A 25,071-nucleotide genomic window follows, 5' to 3' on the forward strand; every position below is an offset into this window, starting at 1 on the left:
TAAAATCTAAAATCTAAAATCTAAAATCTAAAATCTAAAATCTAAAATCTAAAATCTAAAATCTAAAATCGATTGACCTCCCAAGCTAGCCATCTTGCAAGGAATAAAATTACTCTATCACTTTTTAAACACTTAATTCCTTAAATCAATATAAATATAGTTGACATGATTCATAATTTGTGCATAGGAGAATTTGTCAAAAAAACTCCGACCTCCCAAGCTAGTCCTGTAGGTCGGCGGAGCATTCTATCAAACCTGCGATCTGAGAAATAAGTAAATTTTGATAGAGATTACTACATTTTATTGAGCTGCGATCGCAATTCTTCCAACTCAGCATCAATCACCGGGCTCGACTCCGAGCTACTAGCTGCTGCCGTTTTACCCGCTGCAGGCAATTGACCTTGAGACACAGAACCCCCGGTAAGTTGAGCTTTCATCTGAGCCAACTCGTCGTCAACATCACCGCCGCTTTCAAGCAAGCGGAACTGTTCCTCTAAATTGCTGCCGCCGGCGGCGAGTTCTGCCGAAGCCCCCGCGCGAGCTTCAATCTGCAAAACTTTTTCTTCCATGCGATCGAAAGCTGCCATTGAACTGCCAGTATTCAGGGAGCCAATGGAATTGTTGAGCTGTTCCTGAGCTTTAGCAGCGGATATCCTCGCTTTGAGCATATCCTTCTTAGTCTTAGCTTCGGAAATTTTGCTCTCCAAACCGATCAAGTTGCGCTTGAGACTTTCCACCTGAGCCGATTGCTGATCCAGACTGGCTTTCAGGGTAGCCGCCGTTTCAGCGTGAGACTTTTTGCGAACTAGCGCTTCCCTGGCCAAAGTCTCGTCTCCTTTTTGCAGGGCTAGCTGAGCGCGCTGCTGCCACTGGTTAGACTGAGATTCAGCTTGATTGTACTGAGTCTGGGTACGCTTTTGAGTGGCGATCGCGCTGGCAACGGCCTGACGCAACTGCACCAAGTCTTCCTGCATATCCGTAACAGACTGTTCTAAAATCTTTTCCGGGTCTTCAGCTTTGTTGACCAGATCGTTAAGATTGGCTTTGACGACTCGGCTAATGCGGTCAAATAATCCCATAATGCTATTTTTCCTGGGTGAGGTGTACGAAGTAGGCGGAAAGCAGGCTTGATAGCCCTAGCCCGCAGTTGTGAAATTCACTCTGGTCAGATTTTTAGTGCGATTTAGTTTTTGGCAATTTTTGCAGACAGATAAATCCAGTTTAAAGCGATCGAGTAATGTGATGCAGGCAAGCTTATTCATGCACCTACCTCTTGAGTTTAACTTCGATCCGGGAATTCCCCAACAGGCTTCGAGCCATCTCTAGCTAGGCTGTTGAGAAGTTTTTGCTCGTCCCGACTCTTGTTCTGTTGTCTGGGGTTCAGGATGCGGGCGGCTCCCTCGACGGCAATTTGGGTGTATTGTTGCCCGGAAGCATTTGTGCTTTCATCGCCGCCAACTCGGTATCCACATCGTCGGCGCCTTCGAGAGAGAGAAACTTCTTTTCTAAATCATTAGTTCCGAGTTCTGCGATTGCTTCGGAGCGAGCTTCTAGCTCCATGACTTTCTCTTCCATCCGTTCAAACGCGCTCAAAGCGCTGCCGGTACTGAGATTGCCCATCATTTCTTGCAGCCTTTCCGACGATGCGGCCGATCGAGCTCGGGCAATGTACATATCTTTTTTAGATTTTGCCTCGGAAATTTTACTTTCGAGCGCCCGCATATTTTCTTTAAGTTTAGTCACAACAGCCGATTGCTGATCCAGACTGGCTTTCATCGCCGTTGCCGTTTCTTGATAAGATTTCTTGCGCGTCAGAGCTTCCCGCGCCAAATTTTCCTCGCCTTTTTGCAAAGCTAGCTGCGCCCGCTGATGCCATTCTGCTGCTGTAGACTCAGCTTGGGAGCACTGGCGTTCAGTGCGTTTTTGAGCTGCAATCGCTCCTGCCACAGCTTGTCTGAGCTGCACTAAGTCTTCCTGCATATCCATTACAGCCTGTTCCAGAATTTTTTCTGGGTCTTCGGCAGCCCCGACCAAACTGTTAATATTGGCTCGAATCACTCGCCATAGGCGATCGAATAATCCCATTTTGCCAGTCTCCCAATTTTAAACTTTAGAATTAAGACAGAGAAATCACCATTAAAAATTAAAAATGAATACTCATCAATCGTCTTTTTAATTTTTAATTGTGAAATTTTAATTCCCTCTAAGTTAGGTCGTCATGATTATTTTTAGGATGGGTAGGGCGCGAGCATTACCCATCAAAACTGAGCAAATGTTGGGTGAAGCGAAACCGAGGGTTCGTGCCTCGGCCCAACCTACTCCCCGATCATTAGTTTAATTGTCTTTGCCTAATTTATGGTTGATAGTATTGTGGCTTCACCCCTTTTTCTTGGAGTTCTTTCACCAAACGTTCTGCTGAGGCAGCATCGTTCAAAGCCCCCATTTGGATCTTGACACCCTTTGAGAAGTTTCGCACGTAGGCATCGGGAACAGCGGTTCTGGCTTGCTGCAGCGATTTTTCGTCGGTGTAATCGGTGACAACGTAATAGAAACCGTCGGCGGCCCGTGCAGGTCTTCCCAGCGGGGGTGTGGCGGCTGGGGATGCGGCGGCTGGGGATGCGGCGGCTGGCTGGGCTGGGGAGGCTGGCTGGGCTGGGGAGGCTGGCTGGGCTGGGGAGGGTGTTGGAGGCAGTGTCGGCAGTGTCGGCACTGGCTGGGCGGCGCTGGGGCTGGGAGTGGGAAGCAAAGCCGTGCTCAGATTGTTGAGTCCTTGTTCCCTGCCTCTGGCCGGGTTGCCGTCTTCTGTCGGAATCGGCACAGCCGCGCCCGGGCCCGGAGGCGCTGGCGGAGTTGGCGGGATTGATGCTTTTGGTGACGGGGAAGGAATCGGGCTGACTGTCGGCTTGACATTGCTGAGAGTGCTCAAATCTAGCTCGACAAATTCCTTGGATACCAGATTGGGAGCTTTCGGTAGTTCCTTGGTGCTGGTATCAGAGATGGCAGTAGAGGCGCGACTGTTGCTGGGAGAGGGTGAGGTGCGATCGAGCAAACGGTTCAGGCCGGCAATCTTAACTAGATTTGACGGGTACATGACTGCGTAGCCCAAAGCTGTGCATGACAGCAAAAACAGCAGCATCGAACTCAGTCCCAAGGGAGTTAACAAACTGGCGGCTAAACTGCGTTCTACTGTAGGCTCAGCTTTTGACTCGTCCAAACTTTCGATCAGTTTTTCGCTTGATTCGAGATACTTGTGGGGTGCCTGGGCACTGCTAGATAATTTTGTGCCACCCCTGGTAGTTGCTAGCGGGGCATCGCCCTGAGTGCCGGCAAGGGATAGCGGCAGCGATAGGGGCTGCTGGGTTTCCTCCGCAGTCTCCGGCGGCAAATTTTGGGCTAGCTGTTGCTCGGTTGTGGCTGTTTGCTTGCCGCTACGAACTGAGGGCGACACCCACTGTTCGGCGCGCCTCCTGTGCCTTCTGTATGTTGTCAGTTCTGCTTCTAGGTTTACATCTAGACTCCCCAGGACTGCTTGCAAAGCAGGGTTGATTGGGGTTGAAGAGGATTGATGATTTGGGGATTCAACCGAAGAACGCTTACTCATTAGCAAAACTCCTACCGCCTCTGAATTAATTTTAATATTTTGATTGTAGAGATAAACAAGAAGGTTGAAAACTTGCCTATTTTATGATTAGCTACTTTTGGCGTCAATGCAACAAGGGCCCGATCGCCGGCAGCTATTTTTCATTTTCATTTGAAAACTTAATTGTTGCTGTTTCCCGGAGGCTGCTTACCGACACTCTCAGCCAATTTTTGTATCCTGAGCTACCGCTTATTTGTGACCTTTCATACTCCTTGGGTATTTGTACTTTTTCTTGATCCCTAACGCCTTTATAAACTTTTAACCTATGTTTTTACCTATACAATGAGCAAGCACCGAGCTAATTGTTTCTATATATAACGAGATTATAAATAAATTATAAAATTTAATTATGCTTTGGGGATCGCTACAACCCAGACAGCATAAAGGTTGGGATGCTCTAAGGCAGACTAGCTCTGCAAGGGACAATTAGAGATGAAAATGATTTCCCTAAGAACTTTTATGCAAACCTCATTAACTTCACCTTTAACTTCAGCTTGTGGTCACTGCCGTCACTATACCCCTGAAGGCAGACGCGGGGGTGTTTGCGCTTTATTAGGCGGGCCGATTCAAAGTCACTGGAAAGCTTGTGCTTTAGCGGTTTCGCCTTTTAGGTCATCTTGGGAAAACATAGAAGAAATTGGACTGTGGCCAGAATCGACTCTGACGCTGCAGGATGCCACCGTCACTCTTTCTGAGCGCAATGCCTGCCAGCTTACAGGCACAACGTTAACCGAAAAATCCGCTGCAGCAGTCTCAGTTTAGTTCGTCGGCTGCCCTGCTGCTCATACCATTTTCGATTTTCGATTTTCGATAGGGGAATCACCGATCATTATCATGGTTTGCATCTGGCAAAGCAGTTTCATTCTTTTTTGGCAACAGGTATCAATACTGACACTTTTGGACGACAGGGTGCATTGGGCTTTACTAACTCAGAAAAATCAGCAGCATCTACTTTAATATGAGCGCATAAAAAAACTGATTTCTCCATCCAGTTATGGCAGCCAAGGATATTGACTAAAATCAGGTTCCCGTTTTTCTAAAAAGGCTTGTTTGCCTTCGGCGCCTTCCTGGGTCATATAGTACAGCAAAGTGGCATTTCCCGCCAGTTCTTGCAAACCGGCTTGACCGTCGCAGTCGGCATTAAAAGCGGATTTCAAGCAGCGAATCGCGATCGGACTTTTTTCGAGAATTTCCGCAGCCCACTGAATCCCTTCTATTTCTAGTTGTTCGACGGGCACGACGCAGTTGACTAAACCCATTTCTAGGGCTTGCTGCGCGCTGTACTGGCGACACAAAAACCAAATTTCTCTGGCTTTTTTCTGGCCGACTACTCTGGCGAGATAGCTAGCTCCGAAACCACCGTCGAAACTGCCGACTTTGGGGCCGGTCTGTCCGAAAATAGCATTGTCAGCAGCGATCGTCAAGTCGCAAATTAAGTGCAGAACGTGACCCCCTCCAATTGCGTAGCCTGCAACTAAAGCAATTACAACTTTGGGCATAGATCGAATTAACTTCTGCAAGTCGAGCACGTTCAACCGGGGTATGCCACCTTCGTCTACATATCCCGCCGAACCCCGCACGCTTTGGTCGCCGCCGGCGCAAAAGGCGTATTTCCCGTCTGTATGAGGCCCCGCACCGGTGAACAGGACAACGCCGATTTTTGTGTCTTCGCGGGCATCAGTAAAGGCATCGCACAGTTCCAGAACTGTTTTGGGACGGAAAGCGTTCCGTTTGTGAGGTCGATTGATGGTAATTTTGGCGGTGCCACCACTTTTGTGATAGAGAATGTCTTCGTAGGTTTTGGCGGTTTGCCATTCAATTTGCATAATCAATCAATTTTAGATTTGACACCAAGCTGGGTCTATCAAGGCAGCGACAAGTCGCTTTTAGATTTTAGAGGCATTCGGTTCAATGGGATACAAGGGTCGATCGACTCTTGCAAAAAAAAAATCAAGCGGGACTTAGGCCGAAACCAGGTTTTTGAGCAACATACGCCGTGCAGCGCTCTTGGTAGGTAAGAGCGCCCAATTCCCATCTCCAATGGAAACAGCGTCAAATCCTCGAAATCCTCTCTCACTACTTTGTACTGCCCAAAAATTTATAGGGGCTGGATTATTGGCGGAGTAAAATACTCAGCAAGTGCTTTGCTGCTTTGCCAAATACCGGATCGCGGGACTCGAATTCGCTGGGATCGAGTAAAGCTTGAACTTCGGCAAAAGCTTCTGAGTCGAGGGTTCCTTCTTTAGTAAATAAAGTGTCTATGACTGCAATGTGTCTGGAGTCGAGGCCGAGCCGATTTGCGATCGACTGTAAGTACATTTGCTCCCGCAGGTCGATGTGTCCGTCGGCCGCTGACATTTCGTAGCCGGAACCGATGAGCAACAGTTTTTCTGATTCTGAGAACAAAGCTGTCAGGGTTAGCAATTCCGTGGGGTTGAAGTAAACCTGCTGTTTTGATACTCCTTTGACAAGGCGCTGAATTAGTTCTACCCGATCGCGGTCGCCGCTGGCAAAGGCTTTGAGAGTCTTTTGCAGCCGTTCTTCTTCTTCAACTGCGATCGTCCTGTCAATAATCATCACTCCGCGCAGGATGGAAATCAGAGCCGTCAGAAACACTACCAAAGGAGTGATATCTTGTTCGCGCAGCTTTTGCCGACTAATGCGGCACAACAGCTCAACAATTTCAGTGGTAATCGTAGTGGTGTCCATAATTAAAGACTCTCGATTAAGCTGTAATGTAACTTTCTTTATCGATCTTAAGTTTTTCTGTTACTTAGGGATGACGTGAATTATAAAGCTGAGCCGTTGTCTATTAGTGAGACTACTTATTTTATTCACAAACGTTGGATGACTAGGGCTGTGGAACTGGCGCAAGCAGCGGGTGATGCTGGTGAAGTACCTGTGGGTGCTGCCATTGTTGACGGTACTGGCAAATTGATTGCCGAAGCGCAAAATCGGCGAGAGCGAGATTGCGATCCGACTGCTCACGCTGAAATCTTGGCTTTGCGCGCGGCAGGCAAAGTTTTGCAAGACTGGCATCTCAACCAATGCACGCTCTACGTAACGCTGGAGCCTTGCCCGATGTGCGCGGGTGCGATCGTCCAAGCTCGGATTGGTTTGCTGGTATACGGAGCAGATGACCCGAAAACTGGCACGATTCGGACTGCCGCTAATATTCCCGATAGCGCGCATTCGTGTCACCGCTTAGAGGTGCTCGGCGGTATTATGGAGTCTGTTTGCCGCGATCAGTTGCTTTCTTGGTTTGAAGCGCGCCGGAAAAATTAACAGGTAAAATTTTTTACTCTCTTCGGGGCGATGTTTAATTGAAATTGATCCTTTAACTGAAATAATAGATCCGTAATTGCCCGATCAAGCTTTCCAGGCGGCCGACTGCTCTGCATTAGTGCTGTCCGGTTGGCTGAGGTTTTACCTGTGACAGATTATCTCTTGCGGGCGCGATCGCTCGATCGGCACAAGGCCAATAGCAAAACTGTCCCGATCCAAAAACTAAAGATTTGACCAACACCTTACTTTAGACTTTATATCTCGATCAAGCAGTCCAGTAAATCATCTCTAGTGAAGCCAATGCCTGCCAAGGTAGCATCTAATACCTCTCGCGTTTCTCCTTGGTTAACCTCCTTGCTCTATCCGCTAGGTCACTATGTTGTCCTACCGTTTCATTTTGGCAAGATTGAGATAACCGGACAGGAGCACTTGCCGAAAGACGGGCCTGTCATCTTAGCCCCTACGCACCGCTCCCGGTGGGATGCCCTGATGATGCCCTATTCAACGGGACAGAAGGTGACTGGACGCGATTTGCGGTTTATGGTAACTGCTGATGAGGTCAAAGGACTGCAAGGTTGGTTCATCAGACATTTGGGGGGGTTTGCTGTGGATCTCAAGCATCCGGCAATTGGCAGTCTCCGTTATGGGGTGGAATTACTCCTCGACAAGGAAATGTTGGTGATTTTTCCCGAAGGCGGTATTTTTCAGGATGGCGAAGTTCATCCGATTAAGCCGGGATTGGCGCGTTTGGCAATGCAAGCAGAGTTGAGCAAACCGGGTTTGGGGGTGAAAATTGTACCGATGAGTATCCGCTATCGCCCGCGGATTCCTCAATGGGGTGCTCAGGTAAAAATTGCGATCGGTTCTCCGATTTCCGTGGCGGATTATGCCCATGGTGGCGGTGGTAAAAAAGAAGCACGATTGTTGACAGCCGATCTCGAAATGGCTCTTAAAAAGCTTGATGAAAGTTGAGAAGGAAGAAGGTTCGGCAACGGATTTTGTAACGGATGTAAAGGATAGAAGGAAGAAGGAAGTTCGGCAACGGATTTTGTAACGGATGTAACGGATGTAAAGGATAGAAGGAAGAAGGAAGAAGGAAGAAGGAAGAAGGAATTATGATATAATGTTTTCCGGTGCTGTGGAGAGATGCAGCACTTATTTCGCTGCTTTGTTATGTCTGTATTAAGTGTGAGCATTAATGGATTGTGCTTTGAACTTTAAGCCGGGTCAAATTGTCAGTTTAGAATGTGGAGATGCGTGCCTGCATTCAGAGGTGATCCAAGTGGTTGAGGCACGTCAAATTTGTTGGGTGCGCCCTTTAATGTTAGTTGTATTACTGTCAGGGAAGGATTTATCGGCGCAATGGTCGGAAGACTACACTTTATCCGATTTGCGGGATGGTGCTGATTTGCTGTGGCCGCTGAGTTTGTTCCGGGCTGCGCTGGATACTGAGGTGATTTCGCTGTTGACTCAGTTGCAGTCTCTGGATGCTGAGAAAAAGGATGGTGCGATCGCATCTCGGCAACTTAGAGATTTTGTCGATCGAGTTTGGGAAGCTTTTCCCAGTGCTTTTCATTAATCAGATATCTGGCGTTTTGTCTATTAGTCCGCCAGGGGTTGAAAACCCCTGTCTAATAGCTAAAGCCCTCTTGGATAGAAGTAATACCCTCTTGATTCTTCAGTCCGCTTGGAGTGGACTTCGTTTGTCTAGAAGCGATTTCACTCGCCCGATTTTCTTTTCGCTTTTCGCGGACTATTCTACTAAAATACCGCGTGTGAAAGTTCTTCCGGGTTGAGATTATTGTGAATAACTTTACCGTCGCGGAACCAGACAACGCGGCGAGTTTGACGCGCTACTTCGGGTTCGTGCGTTACCATCACAACAGTCATGCCGCTTTCGTTGAATTCTGTAAAAATATCCATTACTTCTTGAGTAGTTTTTGTATCCAATGCACCTGTAGGTTCATCAGCCAGCAACAACACGGGACGGTTGACAATAGCCCTGGCGATGGCTACCCGCTGCTGCTGTCCTCCTGATAGTTGATTTGGTCTGTTTTGCAGCCGACTTTCCAGCCCTACTTTTGTTAAAGCGTCTACTCCCCGTTCCCGTCTTTCTGCTGCGGGAATGCCGGCATAAACCATCGGTAACATGACATTTTCTAAGGCGGTCAATTGAGGCAACAGGTGAAATTGTTGGAAGACAAAACCTAATTTTAAATTGCGAATTCCGGCTAATTCTGATTCGGGCATTTGGGCGACATCTACGCCGTCTAAGTAGTAACTGCCGCTCGTAGGTCGATCGAGACAGCCGATAATATTCATAGCTGTAGATTTGCCCGATCCCGATGCGCCCATAATCGAGCAATATTCTCCTTGTCTTACCGTCAAGCTGACGCCGTTTAAGGCGCGAACTTCGAGGTCGCCAATCCCGTAAACTTTTGTTACATCTTCCAGACCGACAACAACTGGCTTTGAGAGGACTTGCGGGTCGAGGTCTTGGTATGTATCGGTTTGTAGTTCAGGCATTTTTTTTCTGTGCGATCGACACAACTAACTACTAACTTAACACTTCTTATCGGTTTTGGCGGCGGTCGTGGCGATCGTTTGGACGCTAATTTTAGTATCAGGCGTCAATCGATTTTAGATTTTAGATTTTAGATTTTAGATTGAAGCATTGACAAGGCCCAAAAACGGATACAAGCTCCCGACTTAAGTCGTGGAAAGATAAAAATTTTAGACCCTAGTTCAAGCTCCCAGATTTATCTGTGGGGTAAATCTAAAATCTAAAATCTAAAATCTAAAATCGACTGACTTGCGCGAGATAAATTAGGGGGGAAAGTTTCATCGGATACAGGTTTTTTATCTCTGGGTTCTGAGTCTCCGAAGGAATGAATCTAGGGGCTTGTATTCTGGATGCTTTCGGTCATTGCAAATGCACCGGAGTAGAGTGAACCAATCCCGAAGAATGGAGATTGCTTCGCGACTTTAAACAAGTGGGACAAATTGTAATTATGGAACTTACACAAAGGTGGTGAGAAACCTGGTTTTTTCACGAACATCATTCGCTACAGCGCGCATAAACCATAAAAAACCCGGTTTCTGTGGTCTTGATGCGTAAGCCCTAAATTCAACAATAGAGCTCTTGCAAAAATGCTGAGACCCCTTCCCAACCCTCCCCGAAGTCGCGGGGAGGGAGCCTAATTTTTCTTGCTTCCCCCCTTAGCAAGGGGGGACTGAGGGGGGTGTTTTTGACCTTTGCAAGAGGTCTAATTTGTCGCTTAAATGCTCTCAGGATCGATGTTCAATTCGCGCAGTTTTGCTGCCAAACGTTCGGCTCTTTGAGCTTCTTGTTCGGCACGCTGGCGGTTTAATTCCCCCTGTTCCTCCAATTCCGCATAGGAAAGAAACCTTTGTCCATCGGGTCGATAAATTTCTAACCCAGCTTCGCCCAACTCAAATCGTACTCCCAATCTCGGACTTACCCAGCCCTCCATCGGCTCAATTATTTCTAAGTTTCCTTCAATTCTTTGCCAACCGCTCAAATCGTTGCTTTCGGGATCGTAAAGGTAATATTCATCGACTCCATAGCGATTGTAAAATGAAAGTTTTTTGTACATCTTGGTTTGTCTGTCGTTGTGAGAGCGAATCTCAAAGGCAACTTGGGGAGCAATATTATCTTCGTTAAATTGCAGGTAGGAACGTCGATCGCCTTTTGGTCTGCCAAATATTACCATGACATCCGGTGCTTGAGAAATGTCTGGTCTACCTTCAACTGGATACCACAGTAAATCGGCTGCTACAAACACGTTTGGGTCGTTTTTAAACAGCGATTCGCAACCTTCTTTGATTTTGACGATTAATTTGTATTGAATTGTGCTATCTGCCATTGGTTGACCGTCGCTGCATGGATAAATAATTTGTTCGGTCGTGACTTGCATGGTGGTTGTCTCCGAGAACTATAATTAGCTATTTCCTCATCTGCCGCAGAAAAAAAATTTACATTTTTATATGTTTCTTGTCGGTCGCTTGTGCTATAGTCTAATAATGGGAGTGTGAGCAATTTTAAAATTAATGCAAATATTCCTATTATTAAATAATACCTCAGTAAGCGCAAAAAGTAAAGTAGTTGACCCCAAAAAAAACAAAATTTTTTTGAGATATCATTAAGAAAAGTAAAGCGTAAAATTGGTAAGTGGGCGATAAGAAGGTACAGACAATTATGACATACGACTACGACTTGTTTGTGATAGGTGCGGGTTCCGGCGGATTGGCGAGTTCCAAGCGAGCAGCATCCTACGGCGCAAAAGTGGCGATCGCCGAAAATGACTTAGTAGGCGGAACCTGCGTAATTCGCGGCTGTGTCCCCAAAAAACTCATGGTGTACGCCTCCACATTTTCGCACCTTTACGAAGATGCGGTGGGCTACGGTTGGAGTCCAGTAGAAAGCAGCTTTGATTGGGAAAAACTTGTCACCACGGTAGACACAGAAGTGCGCCGACTCAGCAAACTGCACATCAGCTTTCTTGAAAAAGCCGGAGTCGAATTAATCTCAGGATACGCCAAATTTATTGACCCCCATACCGTCGAAGTTGGTGACAGAAAAATCACCGCCGCCAAAATCTTAATTGCAGTGGGCGGTGAAGCCCATCGCATTGACATTCCCGGTATCGAACACGCGATTACTTCCCGTGAAATCTTCTTGCTAAAAGAGCAGCCAAAACGCTTAGCAATTTGGGGCGGTGGCTACATCGGCGTCGAATTTGCCTGCATCATGAACGGGTTGGGAAGCCAAGTAACTCAAATCATCCGGCGCGATCAAATTTTGCACTACTTCGACGCAGAAATTCGCGCCAACGTGCAAGAAGGAATGATTAAGCACGGAATCGAATTTTTGACAGAAAGCTCGATCGCACAAATTGAGAAAACCCCAGAAGGTTTAAAATTAACTCTGTCGGGAAAATCTGAAGGAACGCTAATAGTAGACGCCCTGTTGTGCGCTACCGGGCGCTTACCAAATTTAGAAAAATTGGGTTTAGAAAATGCGGGGGTAGAAACCGATAAAGGTGCGATCGCAGTTACCAAAGACAGCCGCACCAGTCAGCCCCACATTTTTGCAGTGGGAGATTGCACCAACCGCATCAATTTAACGCCAATTGCGATCGCCGAAGGCCGCGCTTTTGCAGATACTGAATTTGGTAATAACCCCAGATCGATCAGTCACGAAAATGTTGCATCAGCAGTATTTTCGCAGCCGGAAGCAGCTACAGTTGGCTTAACAGAAGAGGAAGCTAAAGCCAAGTTTCCCGAATCAATTAAGTGCTATACAGCCAAGTTTAGACCCATGTTTCATTCTTTGACAGGTGCAGATGAGAAAACTTTTGTCAAGTTAGTTGTTGAAACTAATACTGACAGAGTTTTGGGTGTGCACATGGTTGGGAAAGACGCGGGCGAGATTATTCAAGGAATGGCGATCGCGGTTAATATGGGGGCTACGAAGAAAGACTTCGACGCGACTATTGGCATTCACCCATCGACTGCTGAAGAGTTTGTGACTCTGCGGTAAAGCGGGGGAAGCAGTCAGGGGTTTAAACCCCTGGCTAATAGCTAAAGTCGGTTGAAACTGAAATCTTGCACCAATCTCAATAAAGGGCTATTGGTGGGGTTGGGGCGGGTTTATTTAACCTATCTGCAACCGGAGAGGCTGTTGGCGAACCCGCCCCTACAGGTAATTGCGAATGGTGCAAGATGTGAGTTAAAACTGACTGAAGAACAACATTCTTAAAAATCTTTAGGGGCGGGTTCACCAATAGCTTAAACAGATACCCAAAGAGTCAAAAACCGCCCCCACCCCGCGATAAATTCCTTTATTTATATTGGTGTAACATCTCAGTTTTAACCGACTGAAGAGTAACATTCTGATTTTTTGTATAGCAGATTAATGAGTAATTCAACCAAACAAAACAAAATTTTAGCATTCTATCTCGGTCAGCAGCCTGATTCTCAAGGTCGGGCGATCGAGGATATTTGGTCGTGGGATTACCAGAAGCTGGAATCCGTGCACAATTACATTCAATGGCTGTTTCCGCTGAGAGAAAAGAGTCGCTTTAATTCCAGTGCTCCAACTTTAAATGATGAGGTAATTAAAGCTTTTAGAACAAGTGAAGAGTTGAGAAGTCGCTTATTCAAATCTCTAAAAGTCATGCTGGCGTTTTACGGGTTGGAATGCCGCGAAGGGGAAAACGCAGAAATTGTAATTGCCAAATCTGCAGAATATTTGTCAAGAAAAAGACAGTGGATAGAAAAATTTAATCACAACTATTTGCGGCTGACTAGGATTCTCACAAGTTTAACAGAGTTGGGATTAAAAAAATATGCTTTGGCTCTTTTCAAATGTTTAGATGATATCTATAATGAAGACCAAAAAAGTATTGGTTTAGAAACTTATACTTATTGGAAAAATGCTGTAAATCGTTAGAACTCACATCTTGCATTATTGTTAAGAACGGGCTCTTCGGCCCGTTCCACAATAAAATTGAGTTTTGTGGAACAGGTCTCTTGCCTGTTAGGGGCGGGCTAGAAGCCCAACCTTTACTCCCCACAAGAAAATTTATTTAATTTTTGTGGAACAGGCCGGAAAGCCTGTTACTGACATTGGTGCAGTTTTCCAGCCCAAGCGGATTCATGCTCAAAATAAAATTTTAAATGATTTGAACCTTTTTCGCGATCGCCCTGTCTAAACACTTCAGATAACGAACTGGTGGGGGAGACTTCACAGGTGTTAGCTGTGTCAGCCAATGTTTTAATCGATGACTGTTCCGACTCGGACTTAGTTGCTCAATGTTTAAAGGGCGATCGCACTTGCTTTCGCTACCTTTACCAACGCTACCAACTCAAAGTCAGGTCAACCCTTTACCAACTCTGCGGCCCCTCGCTTCTTGACGATTTAGCACAAGAAGTATTCCTGCGAGTCTGGAAAGGATTGCCCAAACTCAAGCACCAGGAAAACTTTTCTACTTGGCTTTATCGAATCACTTGGAATGTGGCTTCCGACCAAAGACAAGCATTTGCTAAACAGCATTCTTTTGACTCCCAACTCAAAAATCAAGAAACAATGGATCGGGTTATTCTCAAAGATAACACATCGGACTTGATGCAGTTGCACTATCAAGATTTAGTGCAGCGCGGACTGGAGCAATTGAGCTTTGAACACCGCAGCGTTTTGGTGCTGCACGACTTAGAAGACATCCCGCAAAAAGAAGTAGCCCAAATTTTGGGACTGCCTGCGGGAACTGTCAAATCTCGCGTGTTTTATGCCCGAAATGCTGTGCGGCAATTTTTGCAAAAAGAAGGTGTCAGCGAGCTATGAATAACCCAAGCAGCGACCAAGAGTTAGTTAATTTCTTGAAGCAACATCGCGCCAATATTCCTGAAGCTGCACCAGATTTAGAGCAAAAAATTCTAGCAGCAATAGAAACTAATCAGGCGAGCCTTCTTAATGAAAAACACCGGGAAAAAAGGCGAGTAACTACGTCACCTAAGTCTCATGACAGGTTAAAAATATCATCTGTTTCTAAGTGGGCTGTGTCGTCTGCGATTGCTGCTAGCCTGCTACTTTTTTGGTCTGGCTACCGTCCGTTTGAGACTGCACAATTACCAGATGAGGAAACAGCTAACTTAGAAGCATTTTTAGTGACTAACTGGGAGGGTGTACTCCATGACTCTCCCCAAGAAACTATGACCGATCGCCCGCCAACAGACTGGTTGAATTTCCCTGTTTCCTCGGAAAGCGAACCGCCAACAAATAAGTAATATCAAAGAGGTAATTTTCATGTCAATTCGTCGTATTTCTGCCCTAGCCGTTTTAATGCTGACTCTCGGCAGCACAGCCGCAGCAATAGCAGTTCCTAATCCTTTAGAACCGGAAACAATTGCCCAAAATCAGCGACCAAATCGACCCGCTGGCAAGGAAGGCGGGATGTTTGAGCAACTGAATTTAAGCGCTGACCAAAAGCAGCAAATGCAAGCAGTTCGCGATCGCTACAAAGACCAACTTTCCCAGCGAATGCAAGCAGTTCGCCAAGCCCGACAAGAATTGGACACGATGATGTCCGGCACGGCAAATGCCAGCGAAATTCGTGAAAAACACCGTCAAATAATGGGATTGAGACAGCAGTTTGAAGAGGTGCAATTTGAAAATACACTCGCAATGCGAGAAGTGCTCACGCCTGAACAGCGCAGCCAATTCGCTCAACTGATGCAGCAGCGCCGACAAAATGCTAAAAACCGGATGCAAAACCGTCAAAAACCGCAGTAATAGTGCCATTTTGTTCACGGCTTATTAGAGCCCCGACTTCTTAAAGAAGTCGGGGCTGTGGGTGTTATAATTAATATTTGTTGTTAAATATCAATTACTGAATGAATTTAAAAAACCATTCGAGTTACATTTATTTACACGGATTTGCATCAAGTCCCGATTCCCTTAAGGCAAGATATTTCCGAGATTGCTTTTCGTCCCTAGAAATTGACCTAAAAACTCCCGATCTCAATCAAAACGATTTTTCCGGTCTCACCCTCACCCGCCAGTTGCAGCAAATAGAAACAGAATTTTTGCAAACCGCTAATTCGATATCCTCCCCATCGGCAGATAAGGAACAATTAGGGGGAGTTACAATAATTGGGTCTAGTTTTGGGGGGCTGACAGCGGCTTGGTTGGCCCAGCGACAATTGTCAGTAAAACAAATAGTTTTGTTAGCACCGGCTTTTCAATTTATCTCCCACTGGCTGCCGCTGTTGGGACAGCAACAGTTAGAAAAGTGGCAGTCGGAGAAATATTTGCCCGTTTACCACTACGGCGAACAAGGTTATCTGCCGCTGAATTATCAGTTTTTGGCAGATATGGCTCAATACCCTGAAGAAAAATTAATGCGGTCAGTCCCTACGTTAATCCTTCACGGCCAGCATGATACAATAATACCGATTCAAGCTAGCAGAGATTTTGCCGCTAACCGTCCCTGGGTGCAATTAATCGAATTAGAAGACGATCATTCTTTGGGAAATGTCCTAGCGGAAATTTGGGAAGCGATTCAAAAGTTTTGCCAATTCAAAAATTAAAATTTGACCAACTTGCAAGTCTTAACAATCAAATGACTCAACAAGATCGATCGACTCGCACCTTAGCCGTTGACATTGGCGGAAGTGGCATAAAAGTTATGGTTTTGGACAATGAAGGCGAGCCCCAAACGGAACGCAGCCGTTTAGAAACGCCTCAACCACCGAAACCGGAACCCGTATTAGAGGCGATCGCCTCTTTAGCAAGCGGACAAGGGGAATTTGACCGAGTATCCGTCGGTTTTCCCGGCGTCGTGCGTCTAGGCGTCATCAAAACCGCAGTGAATTTAGATCCGTCTTGGATAGATTTTGACCTAGAAACTACCCTCAAAGATCGCTTGGGAAAACCTGTGCGAGTGGCTAACGATGCCGATATTCAAGGATTGGGAGCAATTGCTGGGACGGGGGTAGAATTAGTAATTACCCTGGGCACCGGTTTCGGTTCTGCCTTATTTGTCGATGGTATCTTGGTGCCAAATCTAGAATTAGGACATCACCCGTTTCGCAAAGGGGAAACTTACGAACAGCAATTAGGGCGATCGGCATTAGATACAGTCGGTTCCAAAAGATGGAATCGCCGTTTGGAAAAAGCGTTCACCTATCTGCAAAATCTCTTTAACTGCGATCGCATTTACATCGGCGGCGGCAATACTAAAAAGATTGCTGTTGAGTTACCGCCGCAGGTTAAAATAGTACCAAATGTGAGCGGTTTATTGGGCGGGATTGCTTTGTGGCGTGATTGAATAAACAAACTTTGTGACCAAAATACCCAAATATATCAAAGAAACCGGATTTGTTACTCGGATTAAAGGCAATAATCCAGTCTTTCGGTAAAAAACCCGGTTTCTGAATCCACGACGGTTGATTTGGTTTTTTGGCTGGTGCGATGGCAGTTTAAAAAATTATTCGCCCATCGGATCGCGGTAGCGTTTGGGTTCATCCTTGCGAAAGAGATTCGCCAAACCGAGGATGCCCAACAAACCCAAAGCACCCCAATGATTGTTGTCTTCCTTGCTTTCTTGAAGGGGAGTGGTGTCTAGAATAACTCGATTAGAATCAGTATTGTTCTGTGCCGGAGCTGAGTCCGTTTGAGCCCAGGCAGGCGCTGAAGGGAGAATCGCCACACTCAAAGCTATGAGGGTAGCGGCGGCACTTTTAGATATATCGGAAGGCTTGACTTTCATACTTGGTTTCCACATATTAGCAGTTACTTTCTAAGAATAATCACTTGGCCGCAGCCGACGCATCAATCGATCGACAGAAACTCAATTCCTTCTCTCCTCTTGCTTTCGAGATAGAACAAGCTCTATGCTAAGTTCAGATGCTTCTAAGCAGATAATCTAAAATAAAAAGTCGTAAATTATACCATGCTTCCCTTTATCCGAAAAGAGTTAGCCGAACTTACCGCATACACTCCCCATCCGGGCGGCACATCAGGAGAACCAGCGCACTCGGAAAGTGCGATCGATCGCCTTGATACCAACGAATGCCCCTATGACTTGCCAGAAGAATTAAAAAAAAAGCTAGCTTGGACTTACCAGCAGTTAATTGAGACAAATCGCTATCCCGACGGAGGCCACGCAGCGCTCAAAGAGGCGATCGCCCAATACGTCAATGAATCCCTAAATGTCCCCCCCAACAAGGGGGGGCTAGGGGGGGTTACAGTGCCAAAAACCGCCATTACAGCCGACAATATTTCTGTGGGTAACGGTTCCGACGAACTAATTAGATCCATCTTAATAGCTACTTGCTTAGGCGGTACAGGCTCTATTTTCGTTGCGAATCCCACCTTTTCGATGTATGGAATAATCGCCCAAACCCTCGGAATTCCCGTTGTCAGTGTTCAGCGGAAAGAGGAGAATTTTGAAATCGATATCGAGGCGGCTAAAAGGGCCATAGCCCAAAATCAAAATCCCCCCGTGCGCGCCGTCTTTGTCGTTCACCCCAATTCGCCCACAGCCAATGCTTTGACAGCAGATGAAATAAAATGGTTGTCAAACTTACCCGAAGAGATATTAGTAGTAATTGACGAAGCCTATTTTGAATTCAGCCAAAATACTTTAGCAGACCAATTGCACCATCACCCGAATTGGATAATTTTGCGGACATTTTCCAAAGCATTTCGACTAGCATCAATGAGAGTCGGATATGCGATCGCCCATCCCGAACTTACAGCCGCCTTAGAAAAAATTCGCCTCCCCTACAACCTTCCCAGTTTCTCGCAAACTGCAGCCGAGTTAGCCCTAGCGCAGCGACAGTTATTGCTAGCAACCATTCCCGAAACTCTATCAGAAAGAGCCAAATTAATTGCAGCCCTAACTCAGCATCAAAAATTGCAAGTTTGGCCGAGTGCGGCTAACTTTGTTTACCTGCGGGCGAAAGCCGGCGAGGGCGAATCTGCCGAACAGGAACACAAACAAATCATGCAGCAGCTAAAAGAGGGAGGTACTTTAATTAGGCATACTGGAGGAGGTTTGCGAATTACGGTGGGTAGCCCGGAGGAAAATCAGCGGACAGTCGATCGCATAGGAGAAATTTTTGACAAGTCATAATATTCGGTATCCCGTTTCTGCTTAACACAAAAATAACTTGGGAGAAGATATATATGCTTCAAGGAAAGGTTTTACGGGTTGCTCGTCCAACGGATTACCTCGATCGAGTTGTTCATTTCTACACAGAGGGTTTAGGGCTGCAAATCCTCGATAGTTTTGAAAACCATGAAGGTTTTGACGGAGTAATGGTTGGGATGCCAGGAGAAAGCCACCACTTTGAATTCATCCATCAACGGGGACATATTGTAGGTGGCGCTCCAACTCAAGACAATCTTATCGTCTTTTACCTTCCTAACCACCAAGAATGGCAGCAGGTTGTTGAGCGAATGAAAGCAATGGGATTTGAGCCTGTAAACTCCTACAATCCCTACTGGGACAAAGATGGAGTGACCTTTGAAGACCCAGATGGCTATCGAGTAGTTTTGCAGAATGCCGAGTGGAGCTTGTAGCAGCGCGATCACACCATAAGGTATCTACACCAATTTATAACTGATCATTTCCTTGCCGCGCCGCCCGAAGGGTTTGAGGAAATACGCCTACTAAAAGTGCCAAAGCTTCATCGGGAATTTGTGCCACCGTTTCCGAATCCAAATATTGTTCAAACTGAGTTAAAACCATGTGTGCGCGTTCCAAAGCTGTAGGCTTTGCCGTTAACTGTTCCATTAACCGCACCCACTGCCGCCGAATTCCCAAAGCTTTCTGTATTTCTTGGGGAGAGTGAGGGCAAACCAAACAAAAATCGCCCACGGGAATAGCCTGCACAGAGTCAACATCAAAAGCGCCCCCAACGGCAGCCCCAGGCCCGGCAAACTCCGCGTGGAAACGTTTAATCAAAATTAGGCCGTTCCGGCGACGGCTATCTACCATCAACAGCTTGCCGCTGTTGATTTCTGCGAGAATGTCAGAGGAGTGGGGGTGTTCTGTCAAATCTGTGCCAAGGTTTCGATGTCGCAAGTCCGGGTCAGCAGAAAGGCCGAGGGGGACAATATAATTAGAGGTAAGATTAGAGCTGGTTGAAGTATCAATTTTTTTCTCCTCCCGCTGCCGATCGAGATTATTCATTTAAAGTTATAAATTAATACTGTCACAAGGTGGTAGTTTGAGCGCGATCGAATATCAAATGCAGGTAGAACAAGCAGTAGATACCCTGAAAGCGGATCTCCCGACGCTTTTTGAGAAAGACATCTCCTACGACATCTACACAAAAGATGTTTATTTTCAAGACCCTGTTAACAAATTTAAAGGAAAAATCAACTATCGCATTATCTTTTGGACTCTGCGATTTCACGGGCAGCTATTCTTTAACGAGATTTTCTTCGACCTGCACGACGTAGGTCAGACAGCCCATGATAGTATTGTGGCAAATTGGACTGTTCGCGGCACACTGCGGGTTCCCTGGAAAGCTCGGATTTTTTTTAACGGCTACTCTACTTATAAACTGGACAAAGACGGCTTAATTTACGAACATATCGACACCTGGGACAGAGAACCCGGAGAGATTTTAAAGCAGTTTTTCCGCAAGGGAGAGGAGGCGACCCAAGTATAAGCCAAAAAGGTCGATCGCGCCTCGCCATCAGAGCCAGCAACCGAATTAACTTATAATGGCTAAAATAATCATCATCCCTCCGATTCATTTTCTGCTATTTGTAAATTGCTAAAATGATTGTCGCCGTTGATGGATTTTCTGCTATTTGCACTCCTGAAAAATCTCATGGCTGATATTGTCCAGACTGCCACCAATGCAGACTCTTTCAAAACACCCGTGACTGTTATTGAAGCGGCTGGTTTGTTAGATTTATTGCAAACACCGGCACCTTATACCAGCATTGCTTGCAGCATAATCAAACTTGCGGCATCTCTAGATTTAGTAGGGTGATTATGGGCGCACCTTACATTTTAAACTAGAGAAATTACGCAAGTGTCACAATTAGTAAGGTGGGTCAGATCCCAAACCCTCGATCATCCGTCCATCAATCGGTCTGACGCACCCTACAAGTCGATTGAATCGTGACACTTGCGTAATTGCTGAACTAATTATCCGAACCTAAAATCAATCCCGATCGCGCCGGCAGCATCAATTCTAAAAGGCGAGTTTTCCCGTCACCTTTCCAAACAAACTCGCCTTTACCGAACAGCAATTTATCGTGAGGAGATTTCAAACTAGCTGGCTCAAAGCTAATATTAGCTTCTTCGGTCGCGACATTGACAGCAACAACTATTTCCTCATCCCCCAAAATTCTGGCAAAAACGTAAACCGTTCCCTCAGCAAACAGAACTTGGTACGATCCAGTGCGGAGGGCAGCGTATTTGTGCCGCAAAGCTATCAACTGCTTGTGATAATCTAAAACATCAAGTTCCCAGCGAGCTTGTAAGGGGAAACCGCGGCGAGAATCGGGATCGAGAGCACCGGGCAAACCAACTTCATCGCCGTAGTAAATGCTAGGAGCTCCGGGAAAAGTTAACAGCAGCAAAGTTGCGAGTTCGACACTAGCTTTATCGCCTCCTGCAATTGTTAACAACCTCGCAGTATCGTGACTGGCCAACAAATTAAGTTGAGTTAGCTGTATGGGCCACGGGTACATTTCCAAAACCTGCTGAATTTTGTCGCCGTACTCTTTAGCAAAAAGCGGCGGATAGGGATGGTAAGCACGGCCTTCAATTTGAGTTAAATCAACCCTGTCCCCCGCTGCAAAAGCAATAGTCGGTGCAGCAAAAAGATAATTCATCACCCCGTCAAATTGAGTACCGTCGAGCCATTCTGTCGCATCTTCCCAAACTTCCCCCACAATGTAAGCTTCGGGATTAACTGCTTTAACTCGGTCTCGAAATTCCTGCCAAAATCCCGGAGTTTTAATTTCAAAAGGAACGTCCAGCCGCCAGCCATCGACGCCGAATTTAATCCAATATTCGGCGATTTCCATGATGTATTCTCGCACTTCTGGATTGTCGTGATTGAATACAGGAAGGGCTCGATTCCCATCCCAACCGGCATAATTAGCAGGAAAATTGCCGTCGTAAGCAGATAGCGGCCAACCTTCAATTTTAAACCAATCGAGCCAAGGAGAACCGGGGCCGTTTTCGAGGATGTCGTGGAAGAAGAAAAAGCCGCGGCTGGCGTGGTTGAATACGCCGTCGAGGACGATTTTGATGTTGCGATCGTGAGCGGCGTCTAGAAGCTCTTTAAAAGCCGGATTGCCACCCAACATCGGATCGACTTGATAGTAGTCGTGGGTGTGGTAGCGGTGATTGCTGGCCGACTGAAATATGGGGGTGAAGTAAATTGCGTTAATTCCTAAGTCTTGCAAGTAGTCTAGCTCTTCCATCACGCCCCACAAGTCGCCCCCTTTGTAGCCTTGCAGGGTGGGGATTGCGTGCCATTCTTCCCACATGAAGTTTTGCAGCATGCGTTTGCGAGGCTGTTTGCTTTTGGCGAAGCGATCGGGGAATATTTGGTAGAATACGGCGTTTTTAACCCAGTCCGGCGTTTGAATTTGCATACACTTTTTCTAGCTTTTACCGCTTAGGCTACAGTAGCAGAGGTTTCTAGGGTATCTAACTTTTGGTAGAGAATAGACATTTTCTCCCTTTTTGTCGATCGACAAATTGTAAAAAATCACACAAATTTGCAGTCAATCTAAGATGGAAAACTGACTCTACCTAGCAATTTATCGTCCCGACGGGCAGCGCTTCTTGAGTGCTGTGGACTCGGACAAACTCAGGTAACAGAAACGCCCGCTAAAAAAACCGGATCACTCACATTCAAGCAGAACCATGCGAGGAAAGGATCACACAGAGTGTCAATCGATTGCGCGATTTTAGATTTTAAATTTTAGATTTTAGAATTGAAGCATTGACTTGCGCGAGATAAATACGTTCGGCAAGTTACATAGGATACAGGTTTTTTATTTCTGGACGGATGAATCACGTGGCGGGTATCCTGGATTTTCGGTCAGCGGGCGTGGCAGTGCGATCGACTACCTGCCTTAAAAAAGAACAACAGCGCCATGAGCCTCGATCGAGAAATTATGAAAACGGGGAATTTACCCAACAAACTTGTTATTAACAGCCAAAACCCCGAACCTTATTCTTTCCTTAAACTGCCGTTATTTATTGAAAGGTATTTTAACTCACAACTCAAAACTTTTTAAATATCGATTATGGATTGATGGGTATTTTAACTCACAACTCAAAACTCCTAACTCCTGTCCCGGACGCACTCCAACTCTCAGAAACCGGGTTTTTTAACTCTTATTGAGGGTTTGAAGAAGTATTTGGATTAAACAACCCGGTTTCTGTGTAAGCGACTCAACTCATAACTCAAAACTCAAAACTTCCTTGCTCCCCCCCCTTGTCAAGAAGCCCTCACCATCCGACACTGTACTTGGAGAGTTAATCGACCCTAGGGAGAAAGTTCCTTGAAAAAAGTTTTAGCCATCATCCTCGGTGGCGGTGTAGGCACCCGCCTTTACCCCCTAACCAAATTGCGAGCCAAACCCGCAGTTCCCCTCGCAGGCAAATATCGCCTCATCGATATTCCTCTGAGCAACTGCATCAACTCGGAAATAGTCAAAATCTACGTCCTCACGCAATTCAACTCGGCATCCCTGAACCGTCACATTGCTCGCACCTACCAGTTTTCCGGCTTCACCGAGGGATTTGCGGAGGTTCTCGCCGCCCAGCAAACTCAGGAAAACCCCAACTGGTTTCAAGGGACAGCCGACGCAGTTCGCCAATATCTCTGGCTGCTAGAAGAGTGGGACGTTGACGAATACTTGATTCTTTCGGGCGATCACCTCTACCGCATGGACTACCAGAAGTTTGTGCAGAGACACCGCGAAACCAATGCCGATATCACCCTCTCGGTTTTGCCTATGGACGAGAAGCGGGCCTCGGATTTTGGTTTGATGAAAATAGACGACAACGGCCGCATTGTTTCTTTCAGCGAAAAGCCAAAAGGCGATGCGCTCAAACAAATGCAGGTCGATACTACTAAACTGGGACTGACAGCGCAGCAGGCTCAGGAAAGTCCTTACATTGCTTCGATGGGGATTTACGTCTTCAAAAAAGAAGTTCTGATTAAACTTCTGAAAGAATCTCCCAACCAAACTGATTTTGGTAAAGAGATTATTCCGAATAATGCCAAAGACCACAACGTTCAAGCTTATTTGTTTGACGATTATTGGGAAGATATCGGAACCATTGAGGCTTTTTACGATGCTAACTTGGCTCTGACCAAACAGCCTCAGCCGCCTTTCAGTTTCTACGATGAAAATGCGCCGATTTATACTCGCCCGCGTTTCTTGCCGCCGACTAAGCTTTTAGATACTCACGTGACGGAATCGATTATTGCTGAAGGCTGCATTCTCAAACAGTGCCGGATCGACCATTCTGTGTTGGGAGTTCGATCGCGCATTGAAGCTGGATGTACAATTCAAGACACCCTGGTAATGGGTGCTGACTTCTACGAACCCGACGCCGAACGGCATTCGAGTTTGGACAACGGCGGCGTCGCCCTCGGTATCGGTGCAGATACTACAATTCGCCGCGCGATTGTGGATAAAAATGCCCGCATCGGCCGCAATGTTCAAATAATTAATAAAGACGGAGTGGAAGAAGCCAACCGCGAAAACCAAGGTTTTTACATCCGCAGCGGCATTATCGTAGTCCTGAAAAATGCCACGATTCCTGATGGAACTATCATTTAGTTATTAGTCATTAGTCATTAGTCGTCAGTCATTCGTTTTTTAAGTTAAAATCTGTTACCTGCTTTTCAAGTGACTGATGATAAATAAGTAAATTAGTGACAGATCACCAATGACCGATGACTGATGACTGATGACTAAATTCATTCTTTTTTTTGTTGATTATTAATTCCCACCACTGATGCGAGTTTGTCTAAATACTTGACTTTATTCAAAGGCTCGCGTATTAATAAGCGAGAGTCTCTGTTACTGTCTGCCGCGATACAGATATGTCCGATCGCCTGCGTCTAGCGAATAGCTTATGATTCTTGTATTTGCGCTGGTAGCACGACTGACAAATGCGCTGCCCGTTTCTGAGTACCACAGCACTCTCGGAACTATCTTTCCAATCGTCGCAGCAGCCACAAGGCCAACTTAGCAAATAATTCATAATGTTAGCACCCTAGTAGCGTTAAAAGCTTATCGCTATACTATTCTATCTTAATGTTTTATAAAAATGTGTGATTTAGCTAACAGACAGCAAAGAAATTATGTTATATTAGTTGGATTTAAATCTATTCAGAGGTTGTAAAAATAAAATTTTATAGGACGGATCTGGGGTGAATAAAAAATATCTAGGAATTTTGTGGAAGAACGGCGCAATTTAGGGTATTATATAGTCACAATTTAGAAACCAGATTTGACCGAACTTGCTGATGAAAACCTGCTAAGGAATGAGAATTAAATAACTTTCACTCTTGAAAGTGGGATGGGCGTCCCGCCCGTCCTTTTTGGACGGGCGGGA

28 protein-coding genes are annotated in these 25,071 nt (G+C 46.0%); 17 read left to right on the forward strand and 11 right to left on the reverse strand.

All coding sequences use genetic code 11. From position 1 onward, the window contains the following. Nucleotides 1-293 precede the first annotated feature (293 nt). Nucleotides 294-1,079, reverse strand: a complete 786-nt coding sequence (locus QUB51_RS27570) for a PspA/IM30 family protein (RefSeq protein WP_333057772.1) — start codon at nt 1,077-1,079, stop codon at nt 294-296. Between the two features lie 70 nt (nt 1,080-1,149). On the opposite strand from QUB51_RS27570, the gene QUB51_RS27575 reads away from it, so the two are divergent. Continuing rightward, the gene (locus QUB51_RS27575; protein WP_333057771.1) at nt 1,150-1,326 is read left to right on the forward strand and encodes a hypothetical protein; all 177 of its coding nucleotides are present in this window, start codon (nt 1,150-1,152) and stop codon (nt 1,324-1,326) included. A 54-nt stretch (nt 1,327-1,380) separates the two neighbouring features. Here QUB51_RS27575 and QUB51_RS27580 read toward each other — a convergent pair whose 3' ends face one another. Together QUB51_RS27580 and QUB51_RS27585 are read right to left on the reverse strand one after the other, a co-directional pair. Continuing rightward, complete coding sequence (locus tag QUB51_RS27580; RefSeq protein WP_333057770.1) at nt 1,381-2,085, reverse strand: PspA/IM30 family protein; 705 nt, start codon at nt 2,083-2,085, stop codon at nt 1,381-1,383. 268 nt (nt 2,086-2,353) lie between these two features. Continuing rightward, nucleotides 2,354-3,601: a hypothetical protein gene (locus QUB51_RS27585; RefSeq protein WP_333057769.1), complete on the reverse strand. Its 1,248-nt coding sequence runs from the start codon at nt 3,599-3,601 to the stop codon at nt 2,354-2,356. A 498-nt stretch (nt 3,602-4,099) separates the two neighbouring features. On the opposite strand from QUB51_RS27585, the gene QUB51_RS27590 reads away from it, so the two are divergent. Continuing rightward, a complete protein-coding gene (locus QUB51_RS27590) occupies nt 4,100-4,402 on the forward strand; it encodes a hypothetical protein (RefSeq protein WP_333057768.1) in 303 nt (100 codons plus the stop codon). Between the two features lie 230 nt (nt 4,403-4,632). Here QUB51_RS27590 and menB read toward each other — a convergent pair whose 3' ends face one another. Together menB and QUB51_RS27600 are read right to left on the reverse strand one after the other, a co-directional pair. Further along, nucleotides 4,633-5,466, reverse strand: coding sequence for a 1,4-dihydroxy-2-naphthoyl-CoA synthase (gene menB / locus QUB51_RS27595; RefSeq protein ID WP_333057767.1), 834 nt, complete (start codon nt 5,464-5,466; stop codon nt 4,633-4,635). Nucleotides 5,467-5,752: 286 nt separating this feature from the next. After that, nucleotides 5,753-6,349, reverse strand: a complete 597-nt coding sequence (locus QUB51_RS27600; protein ID WP_333057766.1) for a TerB family tellurite resistance protein — start codon at nt 6,347-6,349, stop codon at nt 5,753-5,755. Nucleotides 6,350-6,424: 75 nt separating this feature from the next. On the opposite strand from QUB51_RS27600, the gene tadA reads away from it, so the two are divergent. The 3 genes from tadA (at nt 6,425) to QUB51_RS27615 (ending at nt 8,504) form a co-directional block, all read left to right on the forward strand. Further along, complete coding sequence (gene tadA / locus QUB51_RS27605) at nt 6,425-6,925, forward strand: tRNA adenosine(34) deaminase TadA (protein ID WP_333108241.1); 501 nt, start codon at nt 6,425-6,427, stop codon at nt 6,923-6,925. Nucleotides 6,926-7,225: 300 nt separating this feature from the next. Next, nucleotides 7,226-7,897: a lysophospholipid acyltransferase family protein gene (locus QUB51_RS27610; protein ID WP_333057774.1), complete on the forward strand. Its 672-nt coding sequence runs from the start codon at nt 7,226-7,228 to the stop codon at nt 7,895-7,897. 238 nt (nt 7,898-8,135) lie between these two features. After that, nucleotides 8,136-8,504 (forward strand): hypothetical protein, encoded by a 369-nt coding sequence (locus tag QUB51_RS27615; RefSeq protein WP_445243070.1) that lies wholly within the window; start codon nt 8,136-8,138, stop codon nt 8,502-8,504. Between the two features lie 182 nt (nt 8,505-8,686). Here the strand turns inward: QUB51_RS27615 and QUB51_RS27620 are convergent, their stop codons facing one another. Both QUB51_RS27620 and QUB51_RS27625 read right to left on the reverse strand, forming a co-directional pair. Continuing rightward, nucleotides 8,687-9,451 carry an ABC transporter ATP-binding protein gene (locus QUB51_RS27620; protein ID WP_333212409.1) on the reverse strand — a complete coding sequence of 255 codons (765 nt, stop codon included), beginning with the start codon at nt 9,449-9,451 and terminating at the stop codon, nt 8,687-8,689. 752 nt (nt 9,452-10,203) lie between these two features. Next, nucleotides 10,204-10,863, reverse strand: coding sequence for a Uma2 family endonuclease (locus tag QUB51_RS27625; protein ID WP_333057762.1), 660 nt, complete (start codon nt 10,861-10,863; stop codon nt 10,204-10,206). A gap of 281 nt (nt 10,864-11,144) precedes the next feature. Between QUB51_RS27625 and gor the strand changes: the two genes are divergently transcribed. The 7 genes from gor (at nt 11,145) to QUB51_RS27660 (ending at nt 16,776) form a co-directional block, all read left to right on the forward strand. Next, nucleotides 11,145-12,488, forward strand: a complete 1,344-nt coding sequence (gene gor, locus QUB51_RS27630) for a glutathione-disulfide reductase (RefSeq protein WP_333057761.1) — start codon at nt 11,145-11,147, stop codon at nt 12,486-12,488. A 375-nt stretch (nt 12,489-12,863) separates the two neighbouring features. Then, entirely contained in the window at nt 12,864-13,400 is a 537-nt protein-coding gene (locus QUB51_RS27635) for an opioid growth factor receptor-related protein (protein WP_333212406.1), read from the forward strand. A gap of 300 nt (nt 13,401-13,700) precedes the next feature. Further along, nucleotides 13,701-14,291: a sigma-70 family RNA polymerase sigma factor gene (locus tag QUB51_RS27640; protein WP_333057759.1), complete on the forward strand. Its 591-nt coding sequence runs from the start codon at nt 13,701-13,703 to the stop codon at nt 14,289-14,291. Further along, a complete protein-coding gene (locus QUB51_RS27645) occupies nt 14,288-14,734 on the forward strand; it encodes a hypothetical protein (RefSeq protein ID WP_333212404.1) in 447 nt (148 codons plus the stop codon). The genes QUB51_RS27640 and QUB51_RS27645 overlap by 4 nt, the downstream gene beginning before the upstream one ends. 19 nt (nt 14,735-14,753) lie before the next feature. Continuing rightward, nucleotides 14,754-15,239 carry a Spy/CpxP family protein refolding chaperone gene (locus tag QUB51_RS27650; RefSeq protein ID WP_333057757.1) on the forward strand — a complete coding sequence of 162 codons (486 nt, stop codon included), beginning with the start codon at nt 14,754-14,756 and terminating at the stop codon, nt 15,237-15,239. A 101-nt stretch (nt 15,240-15,340) separates the two neighbouring features. Next, nucleotides 15,341-16,036: a YqiA/YcfP family alpha/beta fold hydrolase gene (locus QUB51_RS27655; protein WP_333057756.1), complete on the forward strand. Its 696-nt coding sequence runs from the start codon at nt 15,341-15,343 to the stop codon at nt 16,034-16,036. Between the two features lie 32 nt (nt 16,037-16,068). After that, nucleotides 16,069-16,776, forward strand: a complete 708-nt coding sequence (locus tag QUB51_RS27660; protein WP_333264152.1) for an ROK family protein — start codon at nt 16,069-16,071, stop codon at nt 16,774-16,776. Nucleotides 16,777-16,935: 159 nt separating this feature from the next. On the opposite strand, the gene QUB51_RS27665 is transcribed toward QUB51_RS27660, so the two are convergent. Beyond that, a complete protein-coding gene (locus QUB51_RS27665; protein WP_333057754.1) occupies nt 16,936-17,217 on the reverse strand; it encodes a WGxxGxxG family protein in 282 nt (93 codons plus the stop codon). 183 nt (nt 17,218-17,400) lie between these two features. On the opposite strand from QUB51_RS27665, the gene QUB51_RS27670 reads away from it, so the two are divergent. Together QUB51_RS27670 and QUB51_RS27675 are read left to right on the forward strand one after the other, a co-directional pair. Continuing rightward, a complete protein-coding gene (locus tag QUB51_RS27670) occupies nt 17,401-18,585 on the forward strand; it encodes a histidinol-phosphate transaminase (RefSeq protein WP_333057753.1) in 1,185 nt (394 codons plus the stop codon). A gap of 53 nt (nt 18,586-18,638) precedes the next feature. Next, complete coding sequence (locus QUB51_RS27675; RefSeq protein ID WP_333057752.1) at nt 18,639-19,034, forward strand: VOC family protein; 396 nt, start codon at nt 18,639-18,641, stop codon at nt 19,032-19,034. A 34-nt stretch (nt 19,035-19,068) separates the two neighbouring features. Here the strand turns inward: QUB51_RS27675 and QUB51_RS27680 are convergent, their stop codons facing one another. After that, on the reverse strand, nt 19,069-19,647 hold the full coding sequence (locus QUB51_RS27680) for a hypothetical protein (RefSeq protein WP_333057751.1): 579 nt from the start codon (nt 19,645-19,647) through the stop codon (nt 19,069-19,071). Between the two features lie 58 nt (nt 19,648-19,705). Here QUB51_RS27680 and QUB51_RS27685 point away from each other — a divergent pair, with 58 nt between their 5' ends. Together QUB51_RS27685 and QUB51_RS27690 are read left to right on the forward strand one after the other, a co-directional pair. Beyond that, entirely contained in the window at nt 19,706-20,131 is a 426-nt protein-coding gene (locus QUB51_RS27685) for a DUF2358 domain-containing protein (RefSeq protein WP_333057773.1), read from the forward strand. 165 nt (nt 20,132-20,296) lie between these two features. After that, entirely contained in the window at nt 20,297-20,461 is a 165-nt protein-coding gene (locus QUB51_RS27690; RefSeq protein ID WP_333057750.1) for a hypothetical protein, read from the forward strand. Between the two features lie 154 nt (nt 20,462-20,615). Here QUB51_RS27690 and QUB51_RS27695 read toward each other — a convergent pair whose 3' ends face one another. Next, the gene (locus tag QUB51_RS27695) at nt 20,616-22,082 is read right to left on the reverse strand and encodes a glycoside hydrolase family 13 protein (protein WP_333057748.1); all 1,467 of its coding nucleotides are present in this window, start codon (nt 22,080-22,082) and stop codon (nt 20,616-20,618) included. Nucleotides 22,083-23,000: 918 nt separating this feature from the next. Between QUB51_RS27695 and QUB51_RS27700 the strand changes: the two genes are divergently transcribed. Further along, nucleotides 23,001-24,290 (forward strand): glucose-1-phosphate adenylyltransferase, encoded by a 1,290-nt coding sequence (locus QUB51_RS27700; protein ID WP_333057746.1) that lies wholly within the window; start codon nt 23,001-23,003, stop codon nt 24,288-24,290. A 223-nt stretch (nt 24,291-24,513) separates the two neighbouring features. Here the strand turns inward: QUB51_RS27700 and QUB51_RS27705 are convergent, their stop codons facing one another. Next, nucleotides 24,514-24,717, reverse strand: a complete 204-nt coding sequence (locus QUB51_RS27705) for a hypothetical protein (protein WP_333212398.1) — start codon at nt 24,715-24,717, stop codon at nt 24,514-24,516. Nucleotides 24,718-25,071: the final 354 nt, after the last annotated feature.

The organism is Microcoleus sp. AT8-A3 (assembly GCF_036705675.1).
Lineage (GTDB): Bacteria > Cyanobacteriota > Cyanobacteriia > Cyanobacteriales > Microcoleaceae > Microcoleus.

What these genes read in the sequence shown, in the direction of transcription:
- QUB51_RS27670 (WP_333057753.1), top strand. Translation starts at nt 17,401, where the DNA reads ATGCTTCCCTTTATCCGAAAAGAGTTAGCCGAACTTACCGCATACACT.
- QUB51_RS27625 (WP_333057762.1), bottom strand. Translation starts at nt 10,863, where the DNA reads ATGCAAGTCACGACCGAACAAATTATTTATCCATGCAGCGACGGTCAA.
- QUB51_RS27590 (WP_333057768.1), top strand. Translation starts at nt 4,100, where the DNA reads ATGCAAACCTCATTAACTTCACCTTTAACTTCAGCTTGTGGTCACTGC.
- QUB51_RS27665 (WP_333057754.1), bottom strand. Translation starts at nt 17,217, where the DNA reads ATGAAAGTCAAGCCTTCCGATATATCTAAAAGTGCCGCCGCTACCCTC.
- menB (WP_333057767.1), bottom strand. Translation starts at nt 5,466, where the DNA reads ATGCAAATTGAATGGCAAACCGCCAAAACCTACGAAGACATTCTCTAT.
- QUB51_RS27685 (WP_333057773.1), top strand. Translation starts at nt 19,706, where the DNA reads ATGCAGGTAGAACAAGCAGTAGATACCCTGAAAGCGGATCTCCCGACG.
- QUB51_RS27650 (WP_333057757.1), top strand. Translation starts at nt 14,754, where the DNA reads ATGTCAATTCGTCGTATTTCTGCCCTAGCCGTTTTAATGCTGACTCTC.
- QUB51_RS27585 (WP_333057769.1), bottom strand. Translation starts at nt 3,601, where the DNA reads ATGAGTAAGCGTTCTTCGGTTGAATCCCCAAATCATCAATCCTCTTCA.
- QUB51_RS27705 (WP_333212398.1), bottom strand. Translation starts at nt 24,717, where the DNA reads ATGAATTATTTGCTAAGTTGGCCTTGTGGCTGCTGCGACGATTGGAAA.
- QUB51_RS27610 (WP_333057774.1), top strand. Translation starts at nt 7,226, where the DNA reads ATGCCTGCCAAGGTAGCATCTAATACCTCTCGCGTTTCTCCTTGGTTA.
- QUB51_RS27655 (WP_333057756.1), top strand. Translation starts at nt 15,341, where the DNA reads ATGAATTTAAAAAACCATTCGAGTTACATTTATTTACACGGATTTGCA.
- QUB51_RS27570 (WP_333057772.1), bottom strand. Translation starts at nt 1,079, where the DNA reads ATGGGATTATTTGACCGCATTAGCCGAGTCGTCAAAGCCAATCTTAAC.
- QUB51_RS27695 (WP_333057748.1), bottom strand. Translation starts at nt 22,082, where the DNA reads ATGCAAATTCAAACGCCGGACTGGGTTAAAAACGCCGTATTCTACCAA.
- QUB51_RS27600 (WP_333057766.1), bottom strand. Translation starts at nt 6,349, where the DNA reads ATGGACACCACTACGATTACCACTGAAATTGTTGAGCTGTTGTGCCGC.
- gor (WP_333057761.1), top strand. Translation starts at nt 11,145, where the DNA reads ATGACATACGACTACGACTTGTTTGTGATAGGTGCGGGTTCCGGCGGA.
- QUB51_RS27690 (WP_333057750.1), top strand. Translation starts at nt 20,297, where the DNA reads ATGGCTGATATTGTCCAGACTGCCACCAATGCAGACTCTTTCAAAACA.
- QUB51_RS27680 (WP_333057751.1), bottom strand. Translation starts at nt 19,647, where the DNA reads ATGAATAATCTCGATCGGCAGCGGGAGGAGAAAAAAATTGATACTTCA.
- QUB51_RS27675 (WP_333057752.1), top strand. Translation starts at nt 18,639, where the DNA reads ATGCTTCAAGGAAAGGTTTTACGGGTTGCTCGTCCAACGGATTACCTC.
- QUB51_RS27660 (WP_333264152.1), top strand. Translation starts at nt 16,069, where the DNA reads ATGACTCAACAAGATCGATCGACTCGCACCTTAGCCGTTGACATTGGC.
- QUB51_RS27620 (WP_333212409.1), bottom strand. Translation starts at nt 9,451, where the DNA reads ATGCCTGAACTACAAACCGATACATACCAAGACCTCGACCCGCAAGTC.
- QUB51_RS27635 (WP_333212406.1), top strand. Translation starts at nt 12,864, where the DNA reads ATGAGTAATTCAACCAAACAAAACAAAATTTTAGCATTCTATCTCGGT.
- QUB51_RS27645 (WP_333212404.1), top strand. Translation starts at nt 14,288, where the DNA reads ATGAATAACCCAAGCAGCGACCAAGAGTTAGTTAATTTCTTGAAGCAA.
- QUB51_RS27580 (WP_333057770.1), bottom strand. Translation starts at nt 2,085, where the DNA reads ATGGGATTATTCGATCGCCTATGGCGAGTGATTCGAGCCAATATTAAC.